General features: G+C 71.7%; 17 protein-coding genes. 4 read left to right on the top strand and 13 right to left on the bottom strand.

The genetic code is table 11. The annotated features are described in order from the left end of the window. Positions 1-75: 75 nt before the first annotated feature. Complete coding sequence (locus ACX25U_RS26605; protein WP_454383662.1) at positions 76-1,323, bottom strand: glycoside hydrolase domain-containing protein; 1,248 nt, start codon at positions 1,321-1,323, stop codon at positions 76-78. Positions 1,324-1,625: 302 nt separating this feature from the next. On the opposite strand from ACX25U_RS26605, the gene ACX25U_RS26600 reads away from it, so the two are divergent. Further along, positions 1,626-3,506, top strand: a complete 1,881-nt coding sequence (locus ACX25U_RS26600) for an anthranilate synthase family protein (protein ID WP_454383660.1) — start codon at positions 1,626-1,628, stop codon at positions 3,504-3,506. Here ACX25U_RS26600 and ACX25U_RS26595 read toward each other — a convergent pair. From ACX25U_RS26595 to ACX25U_RS26570, 6 genes are all read right to left on the bottom strand, one after another. Further along, complete coding sequence (locus ACX25U_RS26595; protein ID WP_454383659.1) at positions 3,458-4,453, bottom strand: 2-hydroxyacid dehydrogenase; 996 nt, start codon at positions 4,451-4,453, stop codon at positions 3,458-3,460. The two genes, ACX25U_RS26600 and ACX25U_RS26595, sit on opposite strands and share 49 nt — an antisense overlap. 104 nt (positions 4,454-4,557) lie before the next feature. Next, positions 4,558-5,973, bottom strand: coding sequence for an IS4 family transposase (locus ACX25U_RS26590; protein ID WP_454383449.1), 1,416 nt, complete (start codon positions 5,971-5,973; stop codon positions 4,558-4,560). 138 nt (positions 5,974-6,111) lie between these two features. Further along, positions 6,112-7,140 carry a 6-phosphofructokinase gene (locus ACX25U_RS26585; protein WP_454383658.1) on the bottom strand — a complete coding sequence of 343 codons (1,029 nt, stop codon included), beginning with the start codon at positions 7,138-7,140 and terminating at the stop codon, positions 6,112-6,114. A gap of 166 nt (positions 7,141-7,306) precedes the next feature. Next, positions 7,307-7,984 carry a response regulator gene (locus ACX25U_RS26580; RefSeq protein ID WP_454383656.1) on the bottom strand — a complete coding sequence of 226 codons (678 nt, stop codon included), beginning with the start codon at positions 7,982-7,984 and terminating at the stop codon, positions 7,307-7,309. Then, positions 7,981-9,255: a MacS family sensor histidine kinase gene (gene macS, locus ACX25U_RS26575; RefSeq protein ID WP_454383654.1), complete on the bottom strand. Its 1,275-nt coding sequence runs from the start codon at positions 9,253-9,255 to the stop codon at positions 7,981-7,983. The genes ACX25U_RS26580 and macS overlap by 4 nt, the downstream gene beginning before the upstream one ends. 21 nt (positions 9,256-9,276) lie before the next feature. Then, positions 9,277-10,071 carry a lysophospholipid acyltransferase family protein gene (locus ACX25U_RS26570; RefSeq protein WP_454394521.1) on the bottom strand — a complete coding sequence of 265 codons (795 nt, stop codon included), beginning with the start codon at positions 10,069-10,071 and terminating at the stop codon, positions 9,277-9,279. Between the two features lie 146 nt (positions 10,072-10,217). Between ACX25U_RS26570 and ACX25U_RS26565 the strand changes: the two genes are divergently transcribed. Both ACX25U_RS26565 and ACX25U_RS26560 read left to right on the top strand, forming a co-directional pair. After that, positions 10,218-10,997, top strand: a complete 780-nt coding sequence (locus ACX25U_RS26565; protein WP_454383652.1) for an alpha/beta hydrolase — start codon at positions 10,218-10,220, stop codon at positions 10,995-10,997. Then, positions 10,990-11,721 (top strand): hypothetical protein, encoded by a 732-nt coding sequence (locus ACX25U_RS26560; protein WP_454383650.1) that lies wholly within the window; start codon positions 10,990-10,992, stop codon positions 11,719-11,721. The genes ACX25U_RS26565 and ACX25U_RS26560 overlap by 8 nt, the downstream gene beginning before the upstream one ends. A 212-nt stretch (positions 11,722-11,933) precedes the next feature. On the opposite strand, the gene ACX25U_RS26555 is transcribed toward ACX25U_RS26560, so the two are convergent. The 6 genes from ACX25U_RS26555 to ACX25U_RS26530 all read right to left on the bottom strand — a co-directional run bounded on the left by ACX25U_RS26555 (position 11,934) and on the right by ACX25U_RS26530 (position 17,534). Further along, entirely contained in the window at positions 11,934-12,755 is an 822-nt protein-coding gene (locus tag ACX25U_RS26555) for an endonuclease/exonuclease/phosphatase family protein (protein ID WP_454383649.1), read from the bottom strand. Positions 12,756-12,858: 103 nt separating this feature from the next. Further along, positions 12,859-13,812: an ROK family glucokinase gene (locus ACX25U_RS26550; RefSeq protein WP_454383647.1), complete on the bottom strand. Its 954-nt coding sequence runs from the start codon at positions 13,810-13,812 to the stop codon at positions 12,859-12,861. A gap of 114 nt (positions 13,813-13,926) precedes the next feature. Next, complete coding sequence (locus ACX25U_RS26545; protein ID WP_454383645.1) at positions 13,927-14,454, bottom strand: DUF5304 domain-containing protein; 528 nt, start codon at positions 14,452-14,454, stop codon at positions 13,927-13,929. 184 nt (positions 14,455-14,638) lie between these two features. After that, the gene (locus ACX25U_RS26540) at positions 14,639-15,805 is read right to left on the bottom strand and encodes an ArsA family ATPase (RefSeq protein WP_454383643.1); all 1,167 of its coding nucleotides are present in this window, start codon (positions 15,803-15,805) and stop codon (positions 14,639-14,641) included. 343 nt (positions 15,806-16,148) lie between these two features. Further along, positions 16,149-16,592: an SRPBCC family protein gene (locus ACX25U_RS26535; protein WP_454383642.1), complete on the bottom strand. Its 444-nt coding sequence runs from the start codon at positions 16,590-16,592 to the stop codon at positions 16,149-16,151. A gap of 144 nt (positions 16,593-16,736) precedes the next feature. Next, on the bottom strand, positions 16,737-17,534 hold the full coding sequence (locus tag ACX25U_RS26530) for a metallophosphoesterase family protein (RefSeq protein ID WP_454383641.1): 798 nt from the start codon (positions 17,532-17,534) through the stop codon (positions 16,737-16,739). A 243-nt stretch (positions 17,535-17,777) separates the two neighbouring features. On the opposite strand from ACX25U_RS26530, the gene ACX25U_RS26525 reads away from it, so the two are divergent. Continuing rightward, positions 17,778-19,574, top strand: coding sequence for an AMP-dependent synthetase/ligase (locus ACX25U_RS26525; protein WP_454383640.1), 1,797 nt, complete (start codon positions 17,778-17,780; stop codon positions 19,572-19,574). Position 19,575: the final 1 nt, after the last annotated feature.

Here is a 19,575-nt window from a genome sequence, read left to right as displayed (position 1 = left end):
AACCCTACGGGGTCGCCCTGTGCGTCTGTTTCATCCGCTCATCAAATGAGACAGATGGTGTGAGACGGAGGGTGGTCAAGTGCCGGTTCCGACGTCCATCTGGTCGCGGTCGATGTTGATGGTCACCCCGCCGTACGTCTCGGTCCTGTCGCCCGCGTACTGGTGAACGCGCTGCTGGTTCGCCCACATCGCGGCGGGCAGGCTCGGGTGGTCGGTGGTGGCCTCGCCGTTCCAGTGCGCGAAGTGGATCACGTCGGGGAGAGTGGCCTTCCCGGCGTTGCCGACCAGGTCGGGGACCAGGGAGGAGACACCGCCGTACGCGCCGGAGCGGTAGCCCAGTTCGTGCAGCCGCTCGGTCCAGGCCTCCAGATAGCCGAGTACGCGCGTGGTGAGGGCGCCGCCGCGCGTGTACTGCTCCAGGTCGTTGTAGAGCACCGAGCCCTTGCCCAGGCCGAGCGCGGCGGCCTGGGCGACCGCGTCCTCGGCGGCGGCCTTCCCCTGCGGCGCCGGGTCGGTGATGGACACGCACCTGTTCTGGCAGCTGCCCGCGCCGGAGGCGGGCTGCGGGCCGACGTAGAGCGGGAAGAAGCGCCATCCGTCCACGTACTGCGTCCGCACCCACTCGGGGGTCAGCTCGGCCTGGGCGCAGGCGCGGTTGACGCCGCCGATGTAGACGCCCACGGCCCGGTAGGGCGAGCCGGCCTTCCAGGCGTTCATGGCCGTCCGGCTCGGGGCGGTGCAGGTGTCGAAGCCCCTGCCCCGGTACGCGGTCGCGTCGGCGGGCACGGAGAGGGCGGCGGGCGTCTCGCCCGGCTGCTCGGCGCGGGCGGCGGCGACCGGCAGCCCGGCGCTGCCCAGCACCCGCTGGATCGTCGCGCGGTCCTCGCCGTACGGGGCCGTGACCGCGATGCCCTCGTTGGTGGCCGTCGCCCGGAAGACGCGGGACGTACGGTCCTCGGTGACGGAGGCCTTCGTCGCCGCCGCGGGCTGCACCCACAGGGCCTCGGTGCGCCCGGTGGCACGGGCGGGGCAGTCCTGCCGCTCCCCGGGCTCGCCGAGGTAGACGGCGTGCCGGTCGAAGCGGACGCAGGCCGTCGGGTCCTTCCCGAGATCGACGACCTGCCAGTCGGCCGGAACGGTGAACGTGTGACCGCGGTACGCCACCGTCCTGGTGGCGTCTCCGGACGCCGTACGGGCGACGGCCGGCGAACCGGCCCCGAGGGCCGCGCAGACGGCCAGCGCGGTGAGCGCCCGCCGTGCCGGGCGTGACGATCGTGGGGAACGCGATGTGGAAATGACGTACTCCTCGGTCGGGCACAGCATGTGCGACGGAACACCGGGACGGATTCGCCACCCGGCCGACGCTCGCCCTCTTCCACCACGCCCCTTCACCGAAAACCGCCGTGTGGTGCGTCCGGGCGACCTGGCATGCGGTAGGGTGCGGGCATGTCTGTACGCGCATATCTGAACCAGAACTGGTGGTGGACCGCTTCTTAGGCGGCCCACTGACTGCGCGTATCCCACACTTCGCGAAGGCCGCCCGAGGGGCGGTCTTCGGCGTTTCGGGCGCTCGGACCGTTCCTCACCGACATCGACGGAAACATCGACGGAAGAGGAACCCCTTCATGGATCTGGTAGAGCTGTTGCACGACACCCGCCCGTTCGCCCTGCTCCGGCGTCGCACACCGGGGCGTGACCACGACCTGGTCGAGGTTCTGCTCGGGCCGGTGGCCGAGTGCGAGCGACTGGCCGAACTGCCCGACGAGGGCCTCGCGCTGGTCCCGTTCCGGCAGATCCGGGAGCGCGGCTTCGACGTGCGCGACGACGGCACCCCGCTGGTGGTGCTGACGCCCGAGGAGACGTACGCCCTCCCGCTCGCCGAGGCGCTGGCGCAGCTTCCCGCGCACGACGTGCGGGTCGAGGGCGGCGGCTTCGACGTCGGCGACGAGGAGTACGCGCGGATCGTCGGGCGTGTGCTGCGCGAGGAGATCGGCGCGGGCGAGGGCGCGAACTTCGTGATCCGGCGGACGTACGAGGGCCGCCTCCCGGGGTTCGGGCGGGCCGACGCGCTGGCGCTGTTCCGTCGGCTGCTGGAGGGCGAGCGGGGGGCGTACTGGACCTTTGTCGTGCACACCGGGGAGCGGACGCTGGTGGGTGCCAGTCCCGAGGTGCATGTGCGGATGTCCGGCGGGACCGTCGTGATGAACCCGATCAGCGGGACGTACCGCTATCCGGCCGAGGGGCCGACGCCCGAGCATCTGCTGGACTTCCTCGCCGACGGCAAGGAGATCGAGGAGCTGTCGATGGTCGTCGACGAGGAGCTCAAGATGATGTGCACCGTCGGCGACATGGGCGGAGTCGTCGTCGGGCCGCGGCTGAAGGAGATGGCGCACCTCGCGCACACCGAGTACGAACTGCGCGGGCGGTCGTCCCTGGACGTGCGGGACGTGCTCAGGGAGACCATGTTCGCCGCCACCGTCACCGGCTCGCCCGTGCAGAACGCCTGCCGGGTCATCGAGCGGCACGAGGCCGGCGGGCGCGGCTACTACGCCGGTGCGCTGGCCCTCCTCGGCCGCGACCCCGGCGGCGCTCAGACCCTCGACTCCCCCATCCTGATCCGCACCGCCGACATCGACGTCTCCGGGCGGCTGCGCGTGCCCGTCGGTGCCACGCTGGTCCGCGGTTCGGATCCGGCGAGCGAGGTCGCCGAGACGCACGCGAAGGCGGCGGGCGTGCTGGCGGCGCTGGGCGTACGGCCCGCCCGGCCGCGTACGGAGCGGGCGCGGCCCCGGCTCGCCGACGACCCGCGGGTGCGGGCGGCGCTGGACGGGCGCCGGGCCTCGCTGGCGCCGTTCTGGCTGCGGATGCAGGAGCGGTCCGAGGACCTCACCGGGCACGCTCTCGTCGTGGACGGCGAGGACACCTTCACCGCGATGCTCGCCCATGTGCTGCGGTCCTCGGGGCTCGAGGTGACCGTCCGCCGCTACGACGAGGACGGACTGCGCGAGGCGCTCCTCGCGCACGAGGGACCGGTCGTCCTCGGCCCCGGCCCCGGCGACCCCTCCGACCTGACCGACCCGAAGATGCGTCTGCTGCGCTCCCTGACCGCCGAGGTCATCCGGGAGCACCGGCACGGCGTGCTCGGCGTCTGCCTGGGGCACGAGCTGATCGCGGCCGAGCTGGGCCTGGAGATCGTCCGCAAGGAGGTGCCGTACCAGGGCGCGCAGACGACGGTCGACCTGTTCGGCCGCGCCGAGACCGTCGGCTTCTACAACAGCTTCGTGGCGGCCTACGACGACGAGGCCCACGCGGAACTCGCCGCGCACGGCGTGGAGGTGAGCCGGAGCGCGACCGGAGAGGTGCACGCCCTGCGCGGTCCCGGCTTCGCCGGCGTGCAGTTCCACCCGGAGTCGGTGCTGACGCTGAACGGCGCCGCCATCGTCACCGAGCTGGTGGGTCAGCTGCGCGGCACCAGCACGTTCTCCGAGCGGCGGCCCGCCTTGTAGTCGAGGACGTTGCGCACCGTGGCGTCGATGATCTGCCGGACGGCGTCCTCGGTGTAGTACGCCTGGTGGGAGGTGACCAGGACGTTCGGGAAGGTGACCAGGCGGGCCAGGGTCTCGTCCTCGACGGCCGCCAGGGACCTGTCGACGAAGAACAGTCCCGCCTCCGCCTCGTACACGTCCAGGCCGACACCGGTGAAGCGGCCCTCGCGCAGTTCGGCGACGAGGGCCGTGGTGTCGATCAGGCCGCCGCGGCTGGAGTTCACCAGGATCGCGTCGTCCTTCATCGCCTTCAGTGCGTCGGCGTCGATGAGGTTGTGCGTCTCCGGCATCAGCGGGACGTGCAGGGAGACCAGGTCGGAGTCGGCGAGGAGCTGGTCCCGGGAGACGTACTTCATGCCGAGCTCCATGCAGGCGGGGTTCTCGGCGATGTCCCAGCCGAGCAGCCGCATGCCGAAGCCGTGCGCGATCCGGGCGAACACCTCGCCGATCTTGCCGGTGCCGATCACGCCCGCGGTGCGGCCGCGCAGGTCACGGCCCATCAGGCCGTCGAGCCGGAAGTCGAAGTCACGGGTGCGGATGGCGGCCCGCACGATGCGCCGGTTGACCGCGAGGGCGAGCGTCCAGGCGAACTCGGCGACGGCGTACGGCGAGTAGTACGACACCCGGGCGACCGTCATGCCGAGCCGTTCGGCGACGTGGAGGTCGATGTTGTTGAAGCCGGTGGAGCGCTGGGCGATCATCCGGGTGCCGCCGGCCGCCAGGGTCTCGAGAACCTGGGGCCCGAGTTCGGCGCTGACGCTGCTGGAGACGATCTCGTAGCCGGCGGCGATGGGCGCGGTGTCCTCGTTGAGGAAGACGTCCAGACAGCGGATCTCGTGGTGGTCCCGGAAGGCGTGCTCGATCAGGGGTTTCTCGTCGGCCTGCACTCCGAAGGCCAGGATTTCCACGGTGGCTCCCGTTCTGCGGGGGTGTGGGCCGAGGATACGGCCCACACCCCGGGTTTCCGGTCCATCACAGGTCGAACGGGGTCGGCTCTTCAACGCCGCTGCGTTTAGCGATGTGAGCGGGATGCAAGCCCCTTCTCCATGATCGTGATCTCGGTGTGGAGGGTGTAGTTCTGGGCGGTGGCGGGGTGCTTGCCGACGTTCGGGGCGTACTTGCTGTGGCTCTTGAGGCTGCGGGCTTTCATGCGTCGGCGGCGAAGGGCTGGCAGCAGGTTGTCCAGCAGCGCGCGGCCGATGGCTCCGACCAGACGGACGGGACCGTGGGGAAAAACGCCGGAGGCGGTCACGATCTGGTCGCGGGCGGCGTTCAGGGCCACGGTGAAGCTGAGCCGGTCCATGTCCAGGCCCGGCCGGTGGGCCGCGGCGTCGACAGCGGTGCGGATCAGGGCCTGGTAGACGGTAAGGATGCCCCAGACTTCCTGATCCAAGTCGGCGGGATGCCCGGAGCGCAGGACGCGGCCGTCCAGCAGGGTCGCCTTCAAGCTCGCATACGTGGTCTCCGCCTGCCACCTCTCGTGATACAGCGACACCAGGCGCTCGGCGGGGTGACGGGCGGGGTCGGTGAGACTGGTGACCAGCCGCCATTGCTCACGGCGTACGGTTCCGTCCGCCAGCGTCACCGTGATCCACGCCTCGATCACGCGGACGGTCAGCATGCCGTAGCCGTGTCCGGCCCGATAGGGCCCGGACAGGCGGGTCAGATAGGAGCCGTCCGGCAGACGGCGCTGGACGAGGGGGCGGCGGCTGGCCGAGGAGCGCACCAGGAACTGCGCCCCGGTGGTATGGATGTCACGTAGGAAAGCGACCGCGTCGAAACCGGCATCCGCCAGGACCAGCATTTTCGCCTCCAGATGAGCCAGCAGTCGCCTCGCGTAGGCGAGTTCACCGTCGCTCTCGGGTCCGAACGCGGCGGCGATTACAGCGCGGGTGCCTGTCTCGACCAGGGTGACCAGGCGCAGCAGTGGATAGCCGAACTCACGTTCCTGGCCGCTGCGCTTGGGGAAGTGGCAAGTGACCGGGGAGCGATCGGGTAACTGCAGGCTGGTGCCGTCGAAGGCGACCGTGCGCATCCCGCACCACCAAGCCCCTGCCGTATTTCTCGCGGCCACGGCCCCGGCCAGCGTCTCGAACAACACCCGCAACGGCCGCGCGCCCAGCCTGCGGCGGGCCCGCGAGAGCGACGAGGAGTGCGGTCGCGCTACCGGCAGCCCGGCCAGACCAGCGGTGAGCTTGTCCCACACCGCCCGGTACGAGCAGTCCTCGAACAAGGCCAGCGCGAGGACGAAGTACACCACCACCCTCGCCGGCAGCAGACGGATGCGCCGCTGCACCGCGCGGGTCTCGGCCAGCACCGCGTCCACCAGCGCGAAGTCCACGATCTGCGTCAACTCGCCCAGGTGCCCCGGCGCGAACACACCCCCGGCCGTCTCGATCGTGCGCGTGATGACAGACTTCTCCAGCAACGGGACTCCCGGACTTGATGATCACCTTGCTCGACACAAGCTGATCTACCAGGGGTCCCGTTCCTGCTGCTCAGGCAGGGGTTGCCAACGACTCAAGATCCCTAACGCAGCGGCGTTGGTCGGCTCTTCCGCTCGCGATCAGCCGAAGAAGACCCCGATCTCCTCGTACAGCTTCGGGTCCACCGTCTTCAGCTTCGTCGTGGCCTCACGGATCGGGACGCGGACGATGTCGGTGCCGCGCAGGGCGACCATCTTGCCGAAGTCGCCGTCGCGGACGCAGTCGATGGCGTGCAGCCCGAAGCGGGTGGCGAGCCAGCGGTCGAAGGCGCTGGGCGTGCCGCCGCGCTGGATGTGCCCGAGGACGGTGGTCCGGGCCTCCTTGCCGGTGCGCTTCTCGATCTCCTTGGCCAGCCACTCGCCGACGCCGGAGAGGCGGACGTGCCCGAAGGAGTCCAGCGAGGAGTCCTTCAGCACCACGTCGCCGTCCTTGGGCATGGCCCCCTCGGCGACGACGACGATCGGGGCGTAGGACGCCTTGAAGCGGGAGGTGATCCAGGCGCACACCTGGTCGAGGTCGAAGCGCTGCTCGGGGATGAGGATGACGTTCGCGCCGCCGGCGAGACCGGAGTGCAGGGCGATCCAGCCGGCGTGCCGGCCCATCACCTCGCAGACCAGGACCCGCATGTGGGACTCGGCGGTGGTGTGCAGCCGGTCGATCGCCTCGGTGGCGATGCCCACGGCGGTGTCGAAGCCGAAGGTGTAGTCGGTGGCCGACAGGTCGTTGTCGATGGTCTTGGGCACACCGACGCAGGGCACGCCGTACTCGTCGCTGAGCCGTGCGGCCACCCCGAGGGTGTCCTCGCCGCCGATCGCGACGAGCGCCTCGACCTCCTGCTTGGCGAGGTTGTCCTTGATCCGCCGGATGCCGTCCTCCTGCTTGAGGGGGTTGGTCCGCGAGGAGCCGAGAACGGTGCCGCCGCGGGGCAGGATGCCGCGCACCGCGGGGATGTCGAGACGGACGGTGTCGTTCTCCAGCGGCCCCCGCCAGCCGTCCCGGAAGCCGACGAAGTCATAGCCGTACTCCTGCACGCCCTTGCGGACGACGCCCCGGATGACGGCGTTGAGCCCGGGGCAGTCGCCGCCACCGGTCAGTACTCCGACCCGCATGGAAATGTCCCTTCACCGCGGTTGCCTGGTGAAGCTCACGCTAATGGTGACGCACGTCACTCCGACATGCGCGGGAAAGCCAATTCCGGTGAAATGTCCGGCAGTTGATCATCAGCCGACACGAGAGAAACCACCCGAAAGGGTGCCGATGCCGGATGGCGCGGGTTTACTCGCCGTCGAGTCCGCGCTCGATCGCGTACCGCACCAGCTCCACCCGGTTGTGCAACTGCAGCTTGCCCAGGGTGTTCTGCACATGGTTCTGCACCGTGCGGTGGGAGATCACCAGACGCTCGGCGACCTGCTTGTAGCTCAGCCCCTTGGCGACCAGGCGCAGCACCTCGGTCTCGCGGCCGGTGAGCCGGGGCGCCTTCGGCGCGTCGGCGTCCACCGCGGGCGCGGGCTCGGCGGCCAGCCGGCGGTACTCGCCGAGGACCAGGCCGGCCAGGCCCGGAGTGAACACCGGGTCGCCGACGGCCGTACGGCGCACCGCGTCCAGCAGCTCCTGGGTGGAGGCCGACTTCAGCAGATAGCCCGTCGCGCCCGACTTCACCGCCTCCAGCACGTCGGCGTGCTCGCCGCTCGCGGACAGCACCAGCACCCGCAACGCCGGGTTGGCGGCGACGAGTTCCTTGCAGACCTGGACGCCGGGTTTCCTGGGCAGGTTCAGGTCGAGGACGAGCACGTCGGGCGCGGCCGCCCTGGCGCGGCGCACCGCCTGCTCGCCGTCGCCCGCGGTGGCGACCACCTCGAAGCCGGACTCGGTCAGGTCGCGGGCGACGGCGTCGCGCCACATCGGGTGGTCGTCGACCACCATCACCTTGATCGGGTCCTGCTCCGCGCTCATCGGCTCTCCGCCTTCCCCCGCGTGCTCTTCTTCTTCGGTGCGTTCATCATCGCGTTCTTCGGTACGTTGAGTTCGACCTCCGTGCCCTGGTCCGGCACCGAGATCAGCTCGGCGGTGCCGCCGATGTCGCGCAGCCGGCCCTTGATCGACAGGGCCACGCCGAGCCGGCCCTCGCTCTCGGCCTGGGCGAGCCGCCCCTGGGGGATGCCGGGACCGTCGTCCCGCACGGTCACGGTCACCGACTCCGGCTCGTCCTCGACCAGGATCCAGGCCCGCGCTCCCTCGCCCGCGTGCTTGCGGACGTTGTCCAGCGCGGCCCCGACGGCCCCGGCCACCTCGCGGGCGGTGGCGGGCGGCAGCAGCACCGGGGCTCCCGGTTCGGCGAGGCCGACCCGTGAGCCGGCGTACGGGGCGAGCAGCGAGCGCAGGTCGACGGGCTGGTCGCCGTCCTCGCCGTCCTCGCCGTGGCGGCCGTCCGCACGGTCGCCGGCGGCCCGGACGACCGCTCCCCCGCCCGCGTCCTCGGACACCCGGGGGACCGGGACCAGCCCGCCGGAGACCAGGGTGCGCAGCGCCACCTCCTGCTCCCCCGCCATCCGGCCCAGCTCCGCCGCCTCGCCGCCGATGACCGCGCCGCGCCGCTGCACCATGGCCAGCACCTGCAGCACGCTGTCGTGGATGCCCCGGGCCAGGCGCTCCCGTTCACGGGTGGCCGCCTCGATCTCCAGGGCGCGGGCGAGGGTGCGCTCGGAGGCGCGGGCGACCTCGACGACGTAGCCGATCGCGATGGAAGCGACCCAGACCAGGATCACGGCGTGCACGGTGTCGCGGGCCGGGGAGCCGCGCTCGACCAGGTTGGCGGCGGCGACCGCGGTGGAGGCGAGGACGGCCCACCGCCAGCCGCCCTTGACGGCGAAGGCGAGGACGGAACCGGCGGTCCAGATCGACGGCAACGTCGGGCCGCCGTCCGCGATCCGCTCGGGGGCGTCGGCGACGGGTGTGAGGAGAATGCCGGTCAGCGCCACGGTGAGGTCGGCGGCCAGGAAGGGCTTGGTGCAGCTCGCGGCGTTCGCGACCTTGGGCAGGGTGGCCAGGGTCCACACGAACAGGACGCAGTAGAAGACGATGGCGACCCCGGGGCGCGGGAACCGGTCGTAGCTGGTGGCGAACAGGCCGACCGCGTAGAACATGGTCAGCACCCGGTATCCGGTGAGCGCACGCCACAGCGGCTGCTCGACCGACATCCTCACGACGCGCTCACGCTTCGGCATGTCCCCCCCTGGCGGTCTGCCCTACTCCGCCCGCTTCTCCTTCTCGGCCTGTTCCTTCTCGGCGCGCTCCAGCGCGGCCCTGGCCTCCTTCTCGGCCTCCTTCGCCGCCCTGTCCGCCGCCTTCCCCGCCTCCTTCTCGGCCTTCGCGGCCTCCGCGATCTGCCGCTTGGCGACGGTGGCGTAGATGTCGACGTACTCCTGGCCGGAGAGCTTCATGATCTCGTACATGACCTCGTCCGTCACCGCCCGCAGCACGAAACGGTCGTGTTCCATGCCCTGGTAGCGGCTGAAGTCCAGCGGCTTGCCGATGCGGATGCCGGGACGCATCAGCTTGGGGACGACCTTCCCGGGCGGCTGGATCTTCTCCGTGTCGATCATGGCGACGGGGATGACGGGCGCCCCGGTGGCCAGCGCGACGCGGGCCAGGCCGCCCGGTTTGCCGCGGTAGAGGCGGCCGTCGGGCGAGCGGGTGCCCTCCGGGTAGATGCCGAACAGCTCGCCGCGCTCCACCACCTCTATGCCACTCCTCACCGCCGCCTCGGCGGCGCCGCGCGCCCCGGAGCGGTCCACGGGGAGCTGGCCGACCCCTTTGAAGAACGCGGCGGTCAGCCGGCCCTTCACACCGGGCGTGGTGAAGTATTCGGCCTTCGCGATGAAGGTGACCTTGCGGTCGAGCACCACGGGCAGGAAGAAGGAGTCCGAGAAGGACAGGTGATTGCTCGCCAGAATGGCGGGGCCCTCGGCCGGGACGTTCTCCAGACCCTCCACCCAGGGCCTGAAGACGAGCCTCAGCGGTCCCCCGATGGCGACCTTCATCGTGCCGTACAACAACCGAGTGCCTTCCTGTGTGTGCCGATCAGACAATAACCCCAGCACGGCCTCCGGGACCCGGCGACCCTGGTCGGTGTCGGTGCGGTCGCGTACGGTGAAATACCTGCCATCGACGAACACAGGAGAGCGACGTGCCGGTGCTCCCCGGAGCCGAGCCGTACCGCCACGACGGCGGGGAGGTCGGCGTGCTCCTCTGCCACGGTTTCACCGGCTCCCCCCAGTCGCTGCGTCCCTGGGGGGAGTACCTCGCCGAGCGCGGCCTGACCGTCTCCCTCCCGCTGCTGCCCGGGCACGGCACGCGCTGGGAGGACATGCGGCTCACCGGCTGGCAGGACTGGTACGCGGAGGTGGACCGCGAGCTGCGCCTCCTGCGCGAGCGGTGCGCGCATGTGTTCGTGGCCGGCCTGTCCATGGGCGGCGCCCTCGCGCTGCGGCTGGCCGCCCGGCACGGGGAGGCGGTCGCCGGGGTCGTGGTGGTCAACCCCGCCGACAAGGTGCACGGCCTGTCGGCGTACGCGCTGCCCGTGGCCCGCCATGTCGTACGGACGACGAAGGGCATCGCGAGCGACATCGCCAAGGAAGGCGCCGCCGAGCTGGGGTACGACCGGGTGCCTCTGCACGCCGCGCACTCGCTCCGGGTCTTCTTCCGGCTGCTGGACGGCGAACTTCCGCAGGTCACGCAGCCGCTGCTGCTCCTGCGCAGCCCGCAGGACCACGTGGTGCCGCCGGCCGACTCGGCCCGGATCCTCGGCCGCGTCTCCACCACGGACGTCACGGAGGTCCTGCTGGAACACAGCTACCACGTCGCTACGTTGGACCACGACGCGGACCGGATCTTCGAGGAGAGCTACGCCTTCATCGGCCGGCTCGCACCCAGTGTCGGCAAGGAAGGGACGGCCGCAGGTGGCTGAGCACGACTCCGACCGTGAGAACCGCGAGGGCCGGGAGCCGGTCGAGCCGGTGCAGCCGGCCAAGGAGCCGGGCGGGGCCGGTCGGTCCGGTGAGCCCGGCGGCGAGGACGGCGTCCCCTTCGACGAGGAGGCCGCCTGGGCGGCGATCGTCGCCGGGTACGGCGACGAGCCGCCGGACCCGCCGGGCGCGAAGCCGTACCGGCCGGTCGAGGACCTGGCGCTGCCGCCGGAACCCGGGACGGACGGGACCAGCGAGACCGACGGGGCGAGCGGCGAGAAGCCCGAGGCAGACGCGGACAGCGCGGCGGACGACGAGGAGGACAGGGACGGCAAGGACGCCGGCGGGGACAGGCCCGCCCCGGCCAGGCCGCTGGGCGGTTCGGTCTCCTTCGCACCCGGGGTCGGCCTCTCCGGCGCGGGACCGCGCGACTACTCGCTCGCCGAGCCGTCCGACGACGACGACTTCGACGAGAACGACGAGGGTCACTTCGTCCCGCCGGAGCCGCCGCCGCTGCCCTCCGGCGACGTGACCGCGAAGTTCGCCTGGCTCGCGGTGATAGGCGGGCCCGTCCTGCTCCTGCTGGCCGTCATGTTCAGCTGGGACATGACGTGGTGGCTCACCACACTCGGCATCGGCGGCTTCCTCGGCGGCTTCGCGACGCTGGTGGCACGCATGAACCCGGACGACGAGGACGACGACCCGGGCCGCGGGGCGGTGGTCTGAGAGCCCGTCGTCGAACTCCCGCCGTCCGCCCGAAGGGCGGGCCCGGCGGTGGCATGAGGGGTCCCCCTGCTCGAGCGAAGCCGGGAGCCTGGGGGAGGAGCCACGTGGGCGGTTCGGCAACGCGGCTGGGGGTCCCCCCTGCTCGAAGGGCTCGGGGGAGTGCGTGCCAGGCGTCGCCGGGCAGGCGGGAGTTCGACGACAGGCTCTGGGCCCTACGGCCGTGACTTCGCGGCCCGTGGGACCGGGAGCGCCGGGACCCTGAGGGCGGCCAGTACCGGGAGGTGGTCCGTGGCCGCTCTCAGGTCCGCTTCCGTCACGCCGGGATGGCCATGGGGGTCTCCCCGCTCGAGCGAAGCCGGAAGCGGGGAAGGCACCCCGCAGCCGAGGACCTCGATGCCGCGGGTGGCGAAGACGGCGTCGATGCGCTGGTACGGGTCGGTGGACGTCCAGGTGTGTTCGGCGCCCCAGGCCGCGGTGGCCCAGCCGTCCTGGAGCAGGCCGGACAGCCTCCGGAACGCCGGACCGTCCGGCCGCTCGTTGAGGTCGCCGCCCGCGACCGCGTGCTCCACGCCCATCCCGGCCAGCCGGTCGAGGAGCATGCCGGCCTGCTCGTACCGCTCGTCCTTGTCGAGCGAGAGATGGCAGCTGAGCACGCCGAGCCGGGCGCCCGCGAACCGGACGACCGCCGTGGCGAAGCCGCGCCGGTGCAGACCGGGGGTGAGCGGCAGCAGTACGTCCTCGGTGCGCTCCACGGTGGCCTTGAGCGAGCAGAGGACCGCCGGGCCCGCGGCCGTCGCGCCCCCGGTGAGGATCACCAGGTCGCAGTCCGCCGCCAGCTTCGCCAGCTTCTTGCGCCAGCGGAAGAAGCGCGGCGCCTCCTGGACCAGGACGAGATCGGGCGCGCAGGCGCGGATCACCCGGGCGAGGGCCTCGGTGTCGTCCCGCATCGACCGGATGTTGTAGCTCAGGACGCGGATGACGGCGGTACCGTCCGACTCGGTACGGGAGTTGGGCAGCAGCATGACGATCAACATACGCCGCGGCCGGCCCGGCGGCCCGGTACGACAGCGCCCACCGGTCCCGGAGGGAGGGGACGGTGGGCGCGTGTGGTGGGTGGATGCGCGGGCGCGCGGGGCCCTACATGATCGGGTCGGGCTCCCGGGCCAGGTCGGCCGCGCCCACCAGGCCGGCCTTGTTGCCGAGCTGGGCGGCGAGGACGTCGGCGACCGGACGCCAGTTGCCGCCGACCAGCCAGCGCTTGTACGACTTGCGGATCGGCTCCAGCACCAGCTCGCCCTCGTCGGAGAGGCCGCCGCCGACGATGAAGGCGGACGGGTCGAAGAGGGAGGCCAGGTCGGCCAGGCCCGCGCCGACCCAGCGGGCCAGCTCGCGGTAGGAGTCCACGGCCACCGGGCAGCCCTGGCGGGCGGCCATGGAGACGTGCTTGCCCTCGATGCCGGCGGGGGTGCCGTCGCCGAGGGCCAGCAGCATCTGGGCGTTCTCGGGGGTGGCGTTGGCGCGCTGCTTGGCGTACCGGACGAGGGCACGCCCGGAGGCGTACTGCTCCCAGCAGCCCTGCGAGCCGCAGCCGCACAGCAGCCCGTCCGGGACCATCTTGATGTGACCGAACTCGGCGGCCACGCCGAAGTGGCCGCGGCGCAGCTTGTTGCCGATGATGATGCCGCCGCCGAGGCCGGTGCCGAGGGTGATGCAGATGACGTTGCGGTGGCCCTTGCCGGCGCCGAACTTGTACTCGCCCCAAGCCGCGGCGTTGGCGTCGTTCTCCACGACGACCGGCAGGTTGACGCGCGCCTCGACCTTCTCCTTCAGCGGCTCGTTGCGCCACTCGATGTTGGGCGCGAAGTAGACCGTGGAGCGCTGCCGGTTGACGTATCCGGCAGCGCCGATGCCGACGCCGACGATCTCGTGCCCCCCGCGCGCGCCCTCCACCGCCGAGGCGATGGCGTCCACGATGGCCTCGGGTGTGGTGGGGGTCGGCACCTTGAAGGTCGAGAGGATGTTGCCTTCCTCGTCGACCACGCCGGCCGCGATCTTCGTGCCGCCGATGTCGACGCCGATGGTGAGTCCCATGAATCCCTCAGTTTCGGTCGAGCCCCGCTACGGCCAACCGTACCCGAGGCCCTGCCGTCAAAGGCCCGTCGTCCGCCCGGAGGGCGGACCCGACATCAGGCCCTGAGGGATCCGTCAGTCCAGGTCGATGCGCTCGCTGCCGCCGGTGCCCTCGCCGCGGTCGCGGCCGTCGCCGGGGCGGTCGTCCAGCTCGGTGAGCTCGTCCTTCGGGTTGTCGCCGGTGCGGGACGTCGTCCAGCGGCGTTCCTGGGACTCGACGGCGGAGCGGTAGGCGGCGAGGAGTTCGCTGCCGGCCGCGGCGAGATGGTCGAAGACGTCGGGGTTGCGCTCCATGACCGGCTCGACGGCCGCCCTGGCCTGCTCCACGACCTGCCGCACCACCTGCTGGGCCGCGGGCCCCGCGACCGCGCCGAGCAACGGTGCCTGGAACGACGACAGCTTCTCGGCGACGGTGTCGACGAACTTGCGCAGCTCCTCGGCGGCCGAGCCGGGAGGCGGGCCGTACTGGGCGCGACGGCGGGCCTTCTCCGCCGCGAGATCCTCGGCGCAGGCCGTGGCCCACGCATCGGCATCGCCGGCACGCGGCGCCTCGCCCCCGGGCTCCTCCTGAGCGGCGTCGGACGGTACGCGCTCTTCGCTCATGGCGGACTCCTGACTACGGTTCGTCCTTACGACGTTACCCGAACGGGGGTGCGGGGTTCATCTCGCGAGGACGGGGTGGGCGGGACCTTCGTCCCCGGCGAGACGGGCGGGAGGATGGGAAACGGGGGTGCAGGGGGCGAAGCCCCCTGCCGGGGTCCGGGGCGCGGCCCCAGGGACGGGGCCCTCACCCACGCGGCCACAGCTCGGGATCCGGCGCGAAGCGGATCCGCAGCTCACCGTCCCGCAGAGCTGCTCCATCCACGCCGCACCGCCGCAGCGCCGACGGCAACGGCACGATACGGCGGAACAGGCCGACAGACAGCACGAGTTCGTCACCCCGCCGAATGAGTTCCAGCTCGTCCCGTATGGCCCCGGGCAGCGGGATGTGCCACACCAGCACCCCGTCCTCGGCGAGCCGGTCGGTGACGGGCCACTCGACCGGGGCGGTCGCCGGGTTGGCGCCGGGCACGGCCAGCGCCGCGAGATCGTCCAGCCCACGCGGGTCCCGCCCCAGGTGGGCGGCCCGATGGACGTAGTACGCCTCCTCCCACTCGTCCAGAGCCTTGCGCTGCTGCGCGACCGGCCCCGCCAGCCACGAGCCGGCGGGAGCCTCCGGCAGGACACGGCCGGCCACCAGGGACTCGACGGCCAGGCCGCGTACGGCCAGACCGAGCGCCGCGCCACGGACGGCGTCCGCACCGGCCGGACCCGGCTCGGCGACCAGGCGTACCGACGTGCCGGGATCCGCGACGACCGCCGCCACGGCGGCCAGCTCGACGTCCCACCGGGCGGCCGTCTCGTACAGCCACTCCGCCGGCATGGGCACCCCCGCGAGCCGCCCGAGGACCGGGCGCAGGGCGCGGGCCGCCTGCCGCTCAGGGGGAAGGAGGCGGCGCAGATAGCGGCGCAGTTCCTCGGGCAGGGCCAGCAGGGCGAGCGCCTGCGGGGCGGGCGGCAGGTCGACGACCAGCAGCTCGAACCGCTCCGACAGCGCCGCGTCGCGCAACGCCCGCAGCAGGGCCAGCTCCTCGGCCCCGGGCAGCGGGGTGACCTCCTCGGCGTCGAGGCGGGAGGCCCCGAGGAGGTCCAGGACGTTGCGCGCGCGGTCCTGGAAGGCGGCCAGGTCCGCCCGGAAGTCGGCCGCCGCGTCGGGGCGCCAGGCGGTGAGGTGCGGGGCGACCGGCACCGGGGACGCCCCGGTGGGCACCCCGAGCGCCGTGCCCAGGGTGTCCGTGCGGTCGGCGCTGAGGACGAGGGTGTCCACGCCTTCACGGGCGGCGGTCAGTGCGGTGGCGGCGGAGATCGTTGTGCGGCCGGATCCGCCGGGGCCCGTGATCAGGAGGGTGCGCATGGGGGTGAACGGTAACGGTAGGTGGGTGGTGTGGTGGACGGCTCGGTCCGCCGTGGGGTTTTTACTTGGTCGACCGTGGGGCTTGTAGTGGGCCGCGGGTCTGACGGCTCGGTCGCCTACGGGCGCTGGAAGCCGGGGCCGAGGCGGCGATCGTGCTCAGCGCTTCGCGCCTCCGCGCTCCCCCGAGCTCTTCGAGCAGGGGCACCCCGGCCGCCCCGGCCCCGGCGCGCCCTTCGGCTCCCTCGCGGCCGGCGCGTGGGGATTCGTGCCCCGGGTGGGCCCGCACCCTGGGGCAGGGGCCCCGGGCGGGCCCGCGACCTCGGTTGTGGTGCTTCCGCCGGCGTTACTCGTCGGGGGACTCCACCCGCTTCTTGAGGCCCGCCAGCGCCCGGTCGATGATGACCTTCTCCGCCTTCCGCTTGATCATGCCCAGCATGGGAATCTTGACGTCCACCGTGAGGCGGTAGGTCACCTCGGTCGTCCGGGGGCCGGTCGGCTTGAGGAGGTAGGAACCGTCCAGGGAGCGCAGCATCTGGGACTTCACCAGGGTCCAGGAGACCTCGTGGTCGCCGGTCCAGGTGTACGCCAGGGTCTGGTCGTCCTTGATGGCGCCCGCGTCCATGACCAGGCGCACCTGCTCGGCTCGGCCCTGGTCGTCGGCCTTGAGGACCTCGGCCTCCTTCACCTCACCGGTCCAGTCGGGGTAGCGGGCGAAGTCGGCGATCACCCCCATGACGTCGGCCGGTGCCGCCTCGATCGTGATGCTCGAGCTGGTGTGTTCCGCCATCGCCGTGGCTCCTCCAGATGCGCGCCGGTGGTGCGGCCGTACTCGGCCGGTGGTGCGGGTGTCGTGCGCACGTGTGTGCAGCGTGAAGGCTACCGCGCGGCCGGCCGCCGGACTCCACCCCACCTGCGTGGTCGGCCGGAACGCTCACCATTCGAGTACCCAGGGCCGGCCGGTCCCGGCGAAGTGCCCCACGTTCACGCACTCGGTCGCGCCGATCCGCATCCGCCGTACCAGCGGCTGGTGGACATGGCCGAAGAGGGCATGGCGGGGGCGGGTGCGGCGGATGGCGTCGAGCAGGGCGCGGCTGCCGCGTTCGAAGCGGCGGGCGACGGTGTCGTAGACGAGTTCGGGGACCTCGGGCGGGATGTGGGTGCACAGGACGTCTACCTCGCCGACCGCTTCGATCTTCGCGGCGTACTCCTCGTCGGTGATTTCGTAGGGGGTGCGCATGGGGGTGCGCAGACCGCCCCCCACGAAGCCGAAGACGCGGCCGCCGATCTCGACGCGTTCCCCGTCGAGCACGGTGGTGCCCTCGCGGGCGTACTCCTTCCACAGGGGCGGCATGTCGACATTGCCGTAGGTGGCGTACGTCGGGGTGGGGAACGCGGCGAAGAGTTCCGCGTACTGCCTGCGCACCGCCTGTTCGATGACCGCCGTGCGGTCGCCGTCGAGGCCCGCCCACAGCCGGGCGCCGAACTCGCGGGCCTCGGCGAAACGGCGGGCGGTGCGCAGTTCGACGATGCGGTCGGCGTTCTCCACGCCGAACAGGTCGGGGAAGATTCCGCGCGAGTGGTCGGCGTAGTCGAGGAAGAGGATCAGATCGCCGAGGCAGACCAGGGCGTCGGCGCCCTCGCCCGCTCGGGCCAGGTCACGTGCGTTGCCGTGCACGTCGCTGACCACATGGATGCGTGTCCTGCCGCGGCCGGCCGATGTGGGTGCCATGTCCATGGAGCCTAATGAACAGGGGCGGAGCCTGGTGAACCGTGGGGGCGGGACCCGCCGTTACTGGCTAGGCGTTCAGCGGGTCGACTACTGTGCGCACAAGAACATCAGTCCGTGTGACACAGCGAACATCTCGCCGGGACCCCTGTCGGAGAACCGTACTGACGGGTAACGTCCGGGCCGTCCAGCGTTTCTGGATTTCAACAACGTCGTGGCGCCGGCGCCCTATGAGGAGCAGCAGTCTTGCGCGAGTTCAGTCTTCCGGCTCTCTACGAGGTCCCCGCAGACGGCAATCTGACCGACATCGTCCGCAGAAACGCCTCGCAGCATCCCGATGTCGCCGTCATCGCGCGCAAGGTGGGTGGCGTCTGGCAGGACGTGACGGCGAGGGACTTCCTCGCCGAGGTGCACGCCGCCGCCAAGGGGCTCGTCGCCTCCGGTATCCAGCCGGGTGACCGGGTGGGCCTGATGTCGCGCACGCGGTACGAGTGGACGCTGCTGGACTTCGCGATCTGGAGCGCGGGCGCCGTCACCGTGCCGGTGTACGAGACCAGCTCGGCGGAGCAGGTGCAGTGGATCCTCGGCGACTCCGGCGCGACCGCCTGCATCGTGGAGCTGGACAACCACGCCGCCGCCGTGGAGTCGGCGCGCGAGACGCTGCCCGCCCTGAAGAACGTCTGGCAGATCGAGGCCGGCGCGGTCGAGGAGCTGGGCCGGGCAGGGCAGGGCATCAGCGACGCCATGGTCGAGGAGCGCAGTTCGCTGGCGAAGGCCGACGATCCGGCGACCATCGTCTACACCTCCGGTACGACCGGGCGGCCCAAGGGGTGTGTGCTCACCCATCGCGCCTTCTTCGCCGAGTGCGGGAACGTGGTGGAGCGGCTGCGGCCGCTGTTCCGTACCGGTGAGTGCTCCGTGCTGCTCTTCCTGCCGCTGGCGCACGTCTTCGGGCGGCTGGTGCAGGTCGCGCCGATGATGGCGCCGATCAAGCTGGGCTGCGTGCCGGACATCAAGAACCTCACCGACGAGCTGGCCGCGTTCCGCCCGACGCTGATCCTCGGTGTCCCCCGGGTCTTCGAGAAGGTCTACAACTCGGCCCGCGCCAAGGCGCAGGCGGACGGCAAGGGCAAGATCTTCGACAAGGCCGCGGACACGGCGATCGCGTACAGCGAGGCGCTGGACGCTCCGGGGGGTCCGTCCTTCGGGCTCAAGGTCAAGCACAAGGTCTTCGACAAACTGGTCTACAGCAAGCTGCGCGCGGTGCTCGGCGGGCGCGGCGAGTACGCCATCTCCGGCGGCGCCCCGCTCGGCGAGCGCCTGGGCCACTTCTTCCGCGGCATCGGCTTCACGGTCCTGGAGGGCTACGGCCTGACCGAGTCCTGCGCGGCCACCGCCTTCAACCCCTGGGACCGGCAGAAGATCGGTACGGTCGGGCAGCCGCTGCCGGGGTCCGTGGTCCGTATCGCGGACGACGGGGAGGTGCTGCTGCACGGCGAGCACCTGTTCAAGGAGTACTGGAACAACCCGGCCGCGACGCGGGAGGCACTGGGCGACGGCTGGTTCCACACCGGTGACATCGGCACCCTCGACGAGGACGGGTATCTGCGGATCACCGGGCGGAAGAAGGAGATCATCGTCACCGCGGGCGGCAAGAACGTCGCCCCGGCCGTGATCGAGGACCGTATCCGGGCGCACGCGCTGGTCGCGGAGTGCATGGTGGTGGGCGACGGACGGCCGTTCGTGGGCGCGCTGATCACCCTGGACGAGGAGTTCCTGGGCCGCTGGTGCGCCGAGCACGGCAAGCCGGCCGGCTCCACCGCGGCGTCGCTGCGCGAGGACCCGGATCTGCTGGCGGCGATCCAGACGGCGGTCGACGACGGCAACGCCGCGGTGTCGAAGGCGGAGTCGGTGCGGAAGTTCCGCGTCCTCCCCTCCCAGTTCACGGAGGAGTCGGGCCACCTCACCCCGTCGCTGAAACTCAAGCGGAACGTGGTCGCGAAGGACCACGCGGACGAGATCGAGGCCCTCTACGCCAAGTAGA

This window comes from Streptomyces sp. JNUCC 63 (genome assembly GCF_054366325.1).
Note: the sequence above shows the minus strand (reverse complement) of the source record. Positions and strands in the feature narration are given on the sequence as shown.

Coding starts and splice junctions, on each gene's coding strand:
- ACX25U_RS26550 (WP_454383647.1), bottom strand. CDS start 13,812: ATGGGACTCACCATCGGCGTCGACATCGGCGGCACGAAGATCGCGGCC.
- ACX25U_RS26570 (WP_454394521.1), bottom strand. CDS start 10,071: ATGAAGGTCGCCATCGGGGGACCGCTGAGGCTCGTCTTCAGGCCCTGG.
- macS (WP_454383654.1), bottom strand. CDS start 9,255: ATGCCGAAGCGTGAGCGCGTCGTGAGGATGTCGGTCGAGCAGCCGCTG.
- ACX25U_RS26535 (WP_454383642.1), bottom strand. CDS start 16,592: ATGGCGGAACACACCAGCTCGAGCATCACGATCGAGGCGGCACCGGCC.
- ACX25U_RS26530 (WP_454383641.1), bottom strand. CDS start 17,534: ATGGCACCCACATCGGCCGGCCGCGGCAGGACACGCATCCATGTGGTC.
- ACX25U_RS26555 (WP_454383649.1), bottom strand. CDS start 12,755: ATGTTGATCGTCATGCTGCTGCCCAACTCCCGTACCGAGTCGGACGGT.
- ACX25U_RS26585 (WP_454383658.1), bottom strand. CDS start 7,140: ATGCGGGTCGGAGTACTGACCGGTGGCGGCGACTGCCCCGGGCTCAAC.
- ACX25U_RS26605 (WP_454383662.1), bottom strand. CDS start 1,323: ATGCTGTGCCCGACCGAGGAGTACGTCATTTCCACATCGCGTTCCCCA.
- ACX25U_RS26540 (WP_454383643.1), bottom strand. CDS start 15,805: ATGCGCACCCTCCTGATCACGGGCCCCGGCGGATCCGGCCGCACAACG.
- ACX25U_RS26580 (WP_454383656.1), bottom strand. CDS start 7,984: ATGAGCGCGGAGCAGGACCCGATCAAGGTGATGGTGGTCGACGACCAC.
- ACX25U_RS26600 (WP_454383660.1), top strand. CDS start 1,626: ATGGATCTGGTAGAGCTGTTGCACGACACCCGCCCGTTCGCCCTGCTC.
- ACX25U_RS26545 (WP_454383645.1), bottom strand. CDS start 14,454: ATGAGCGAAGAGCGCGTACCGTCCGACGCCGCTCAGGAGGAGCCCGGG.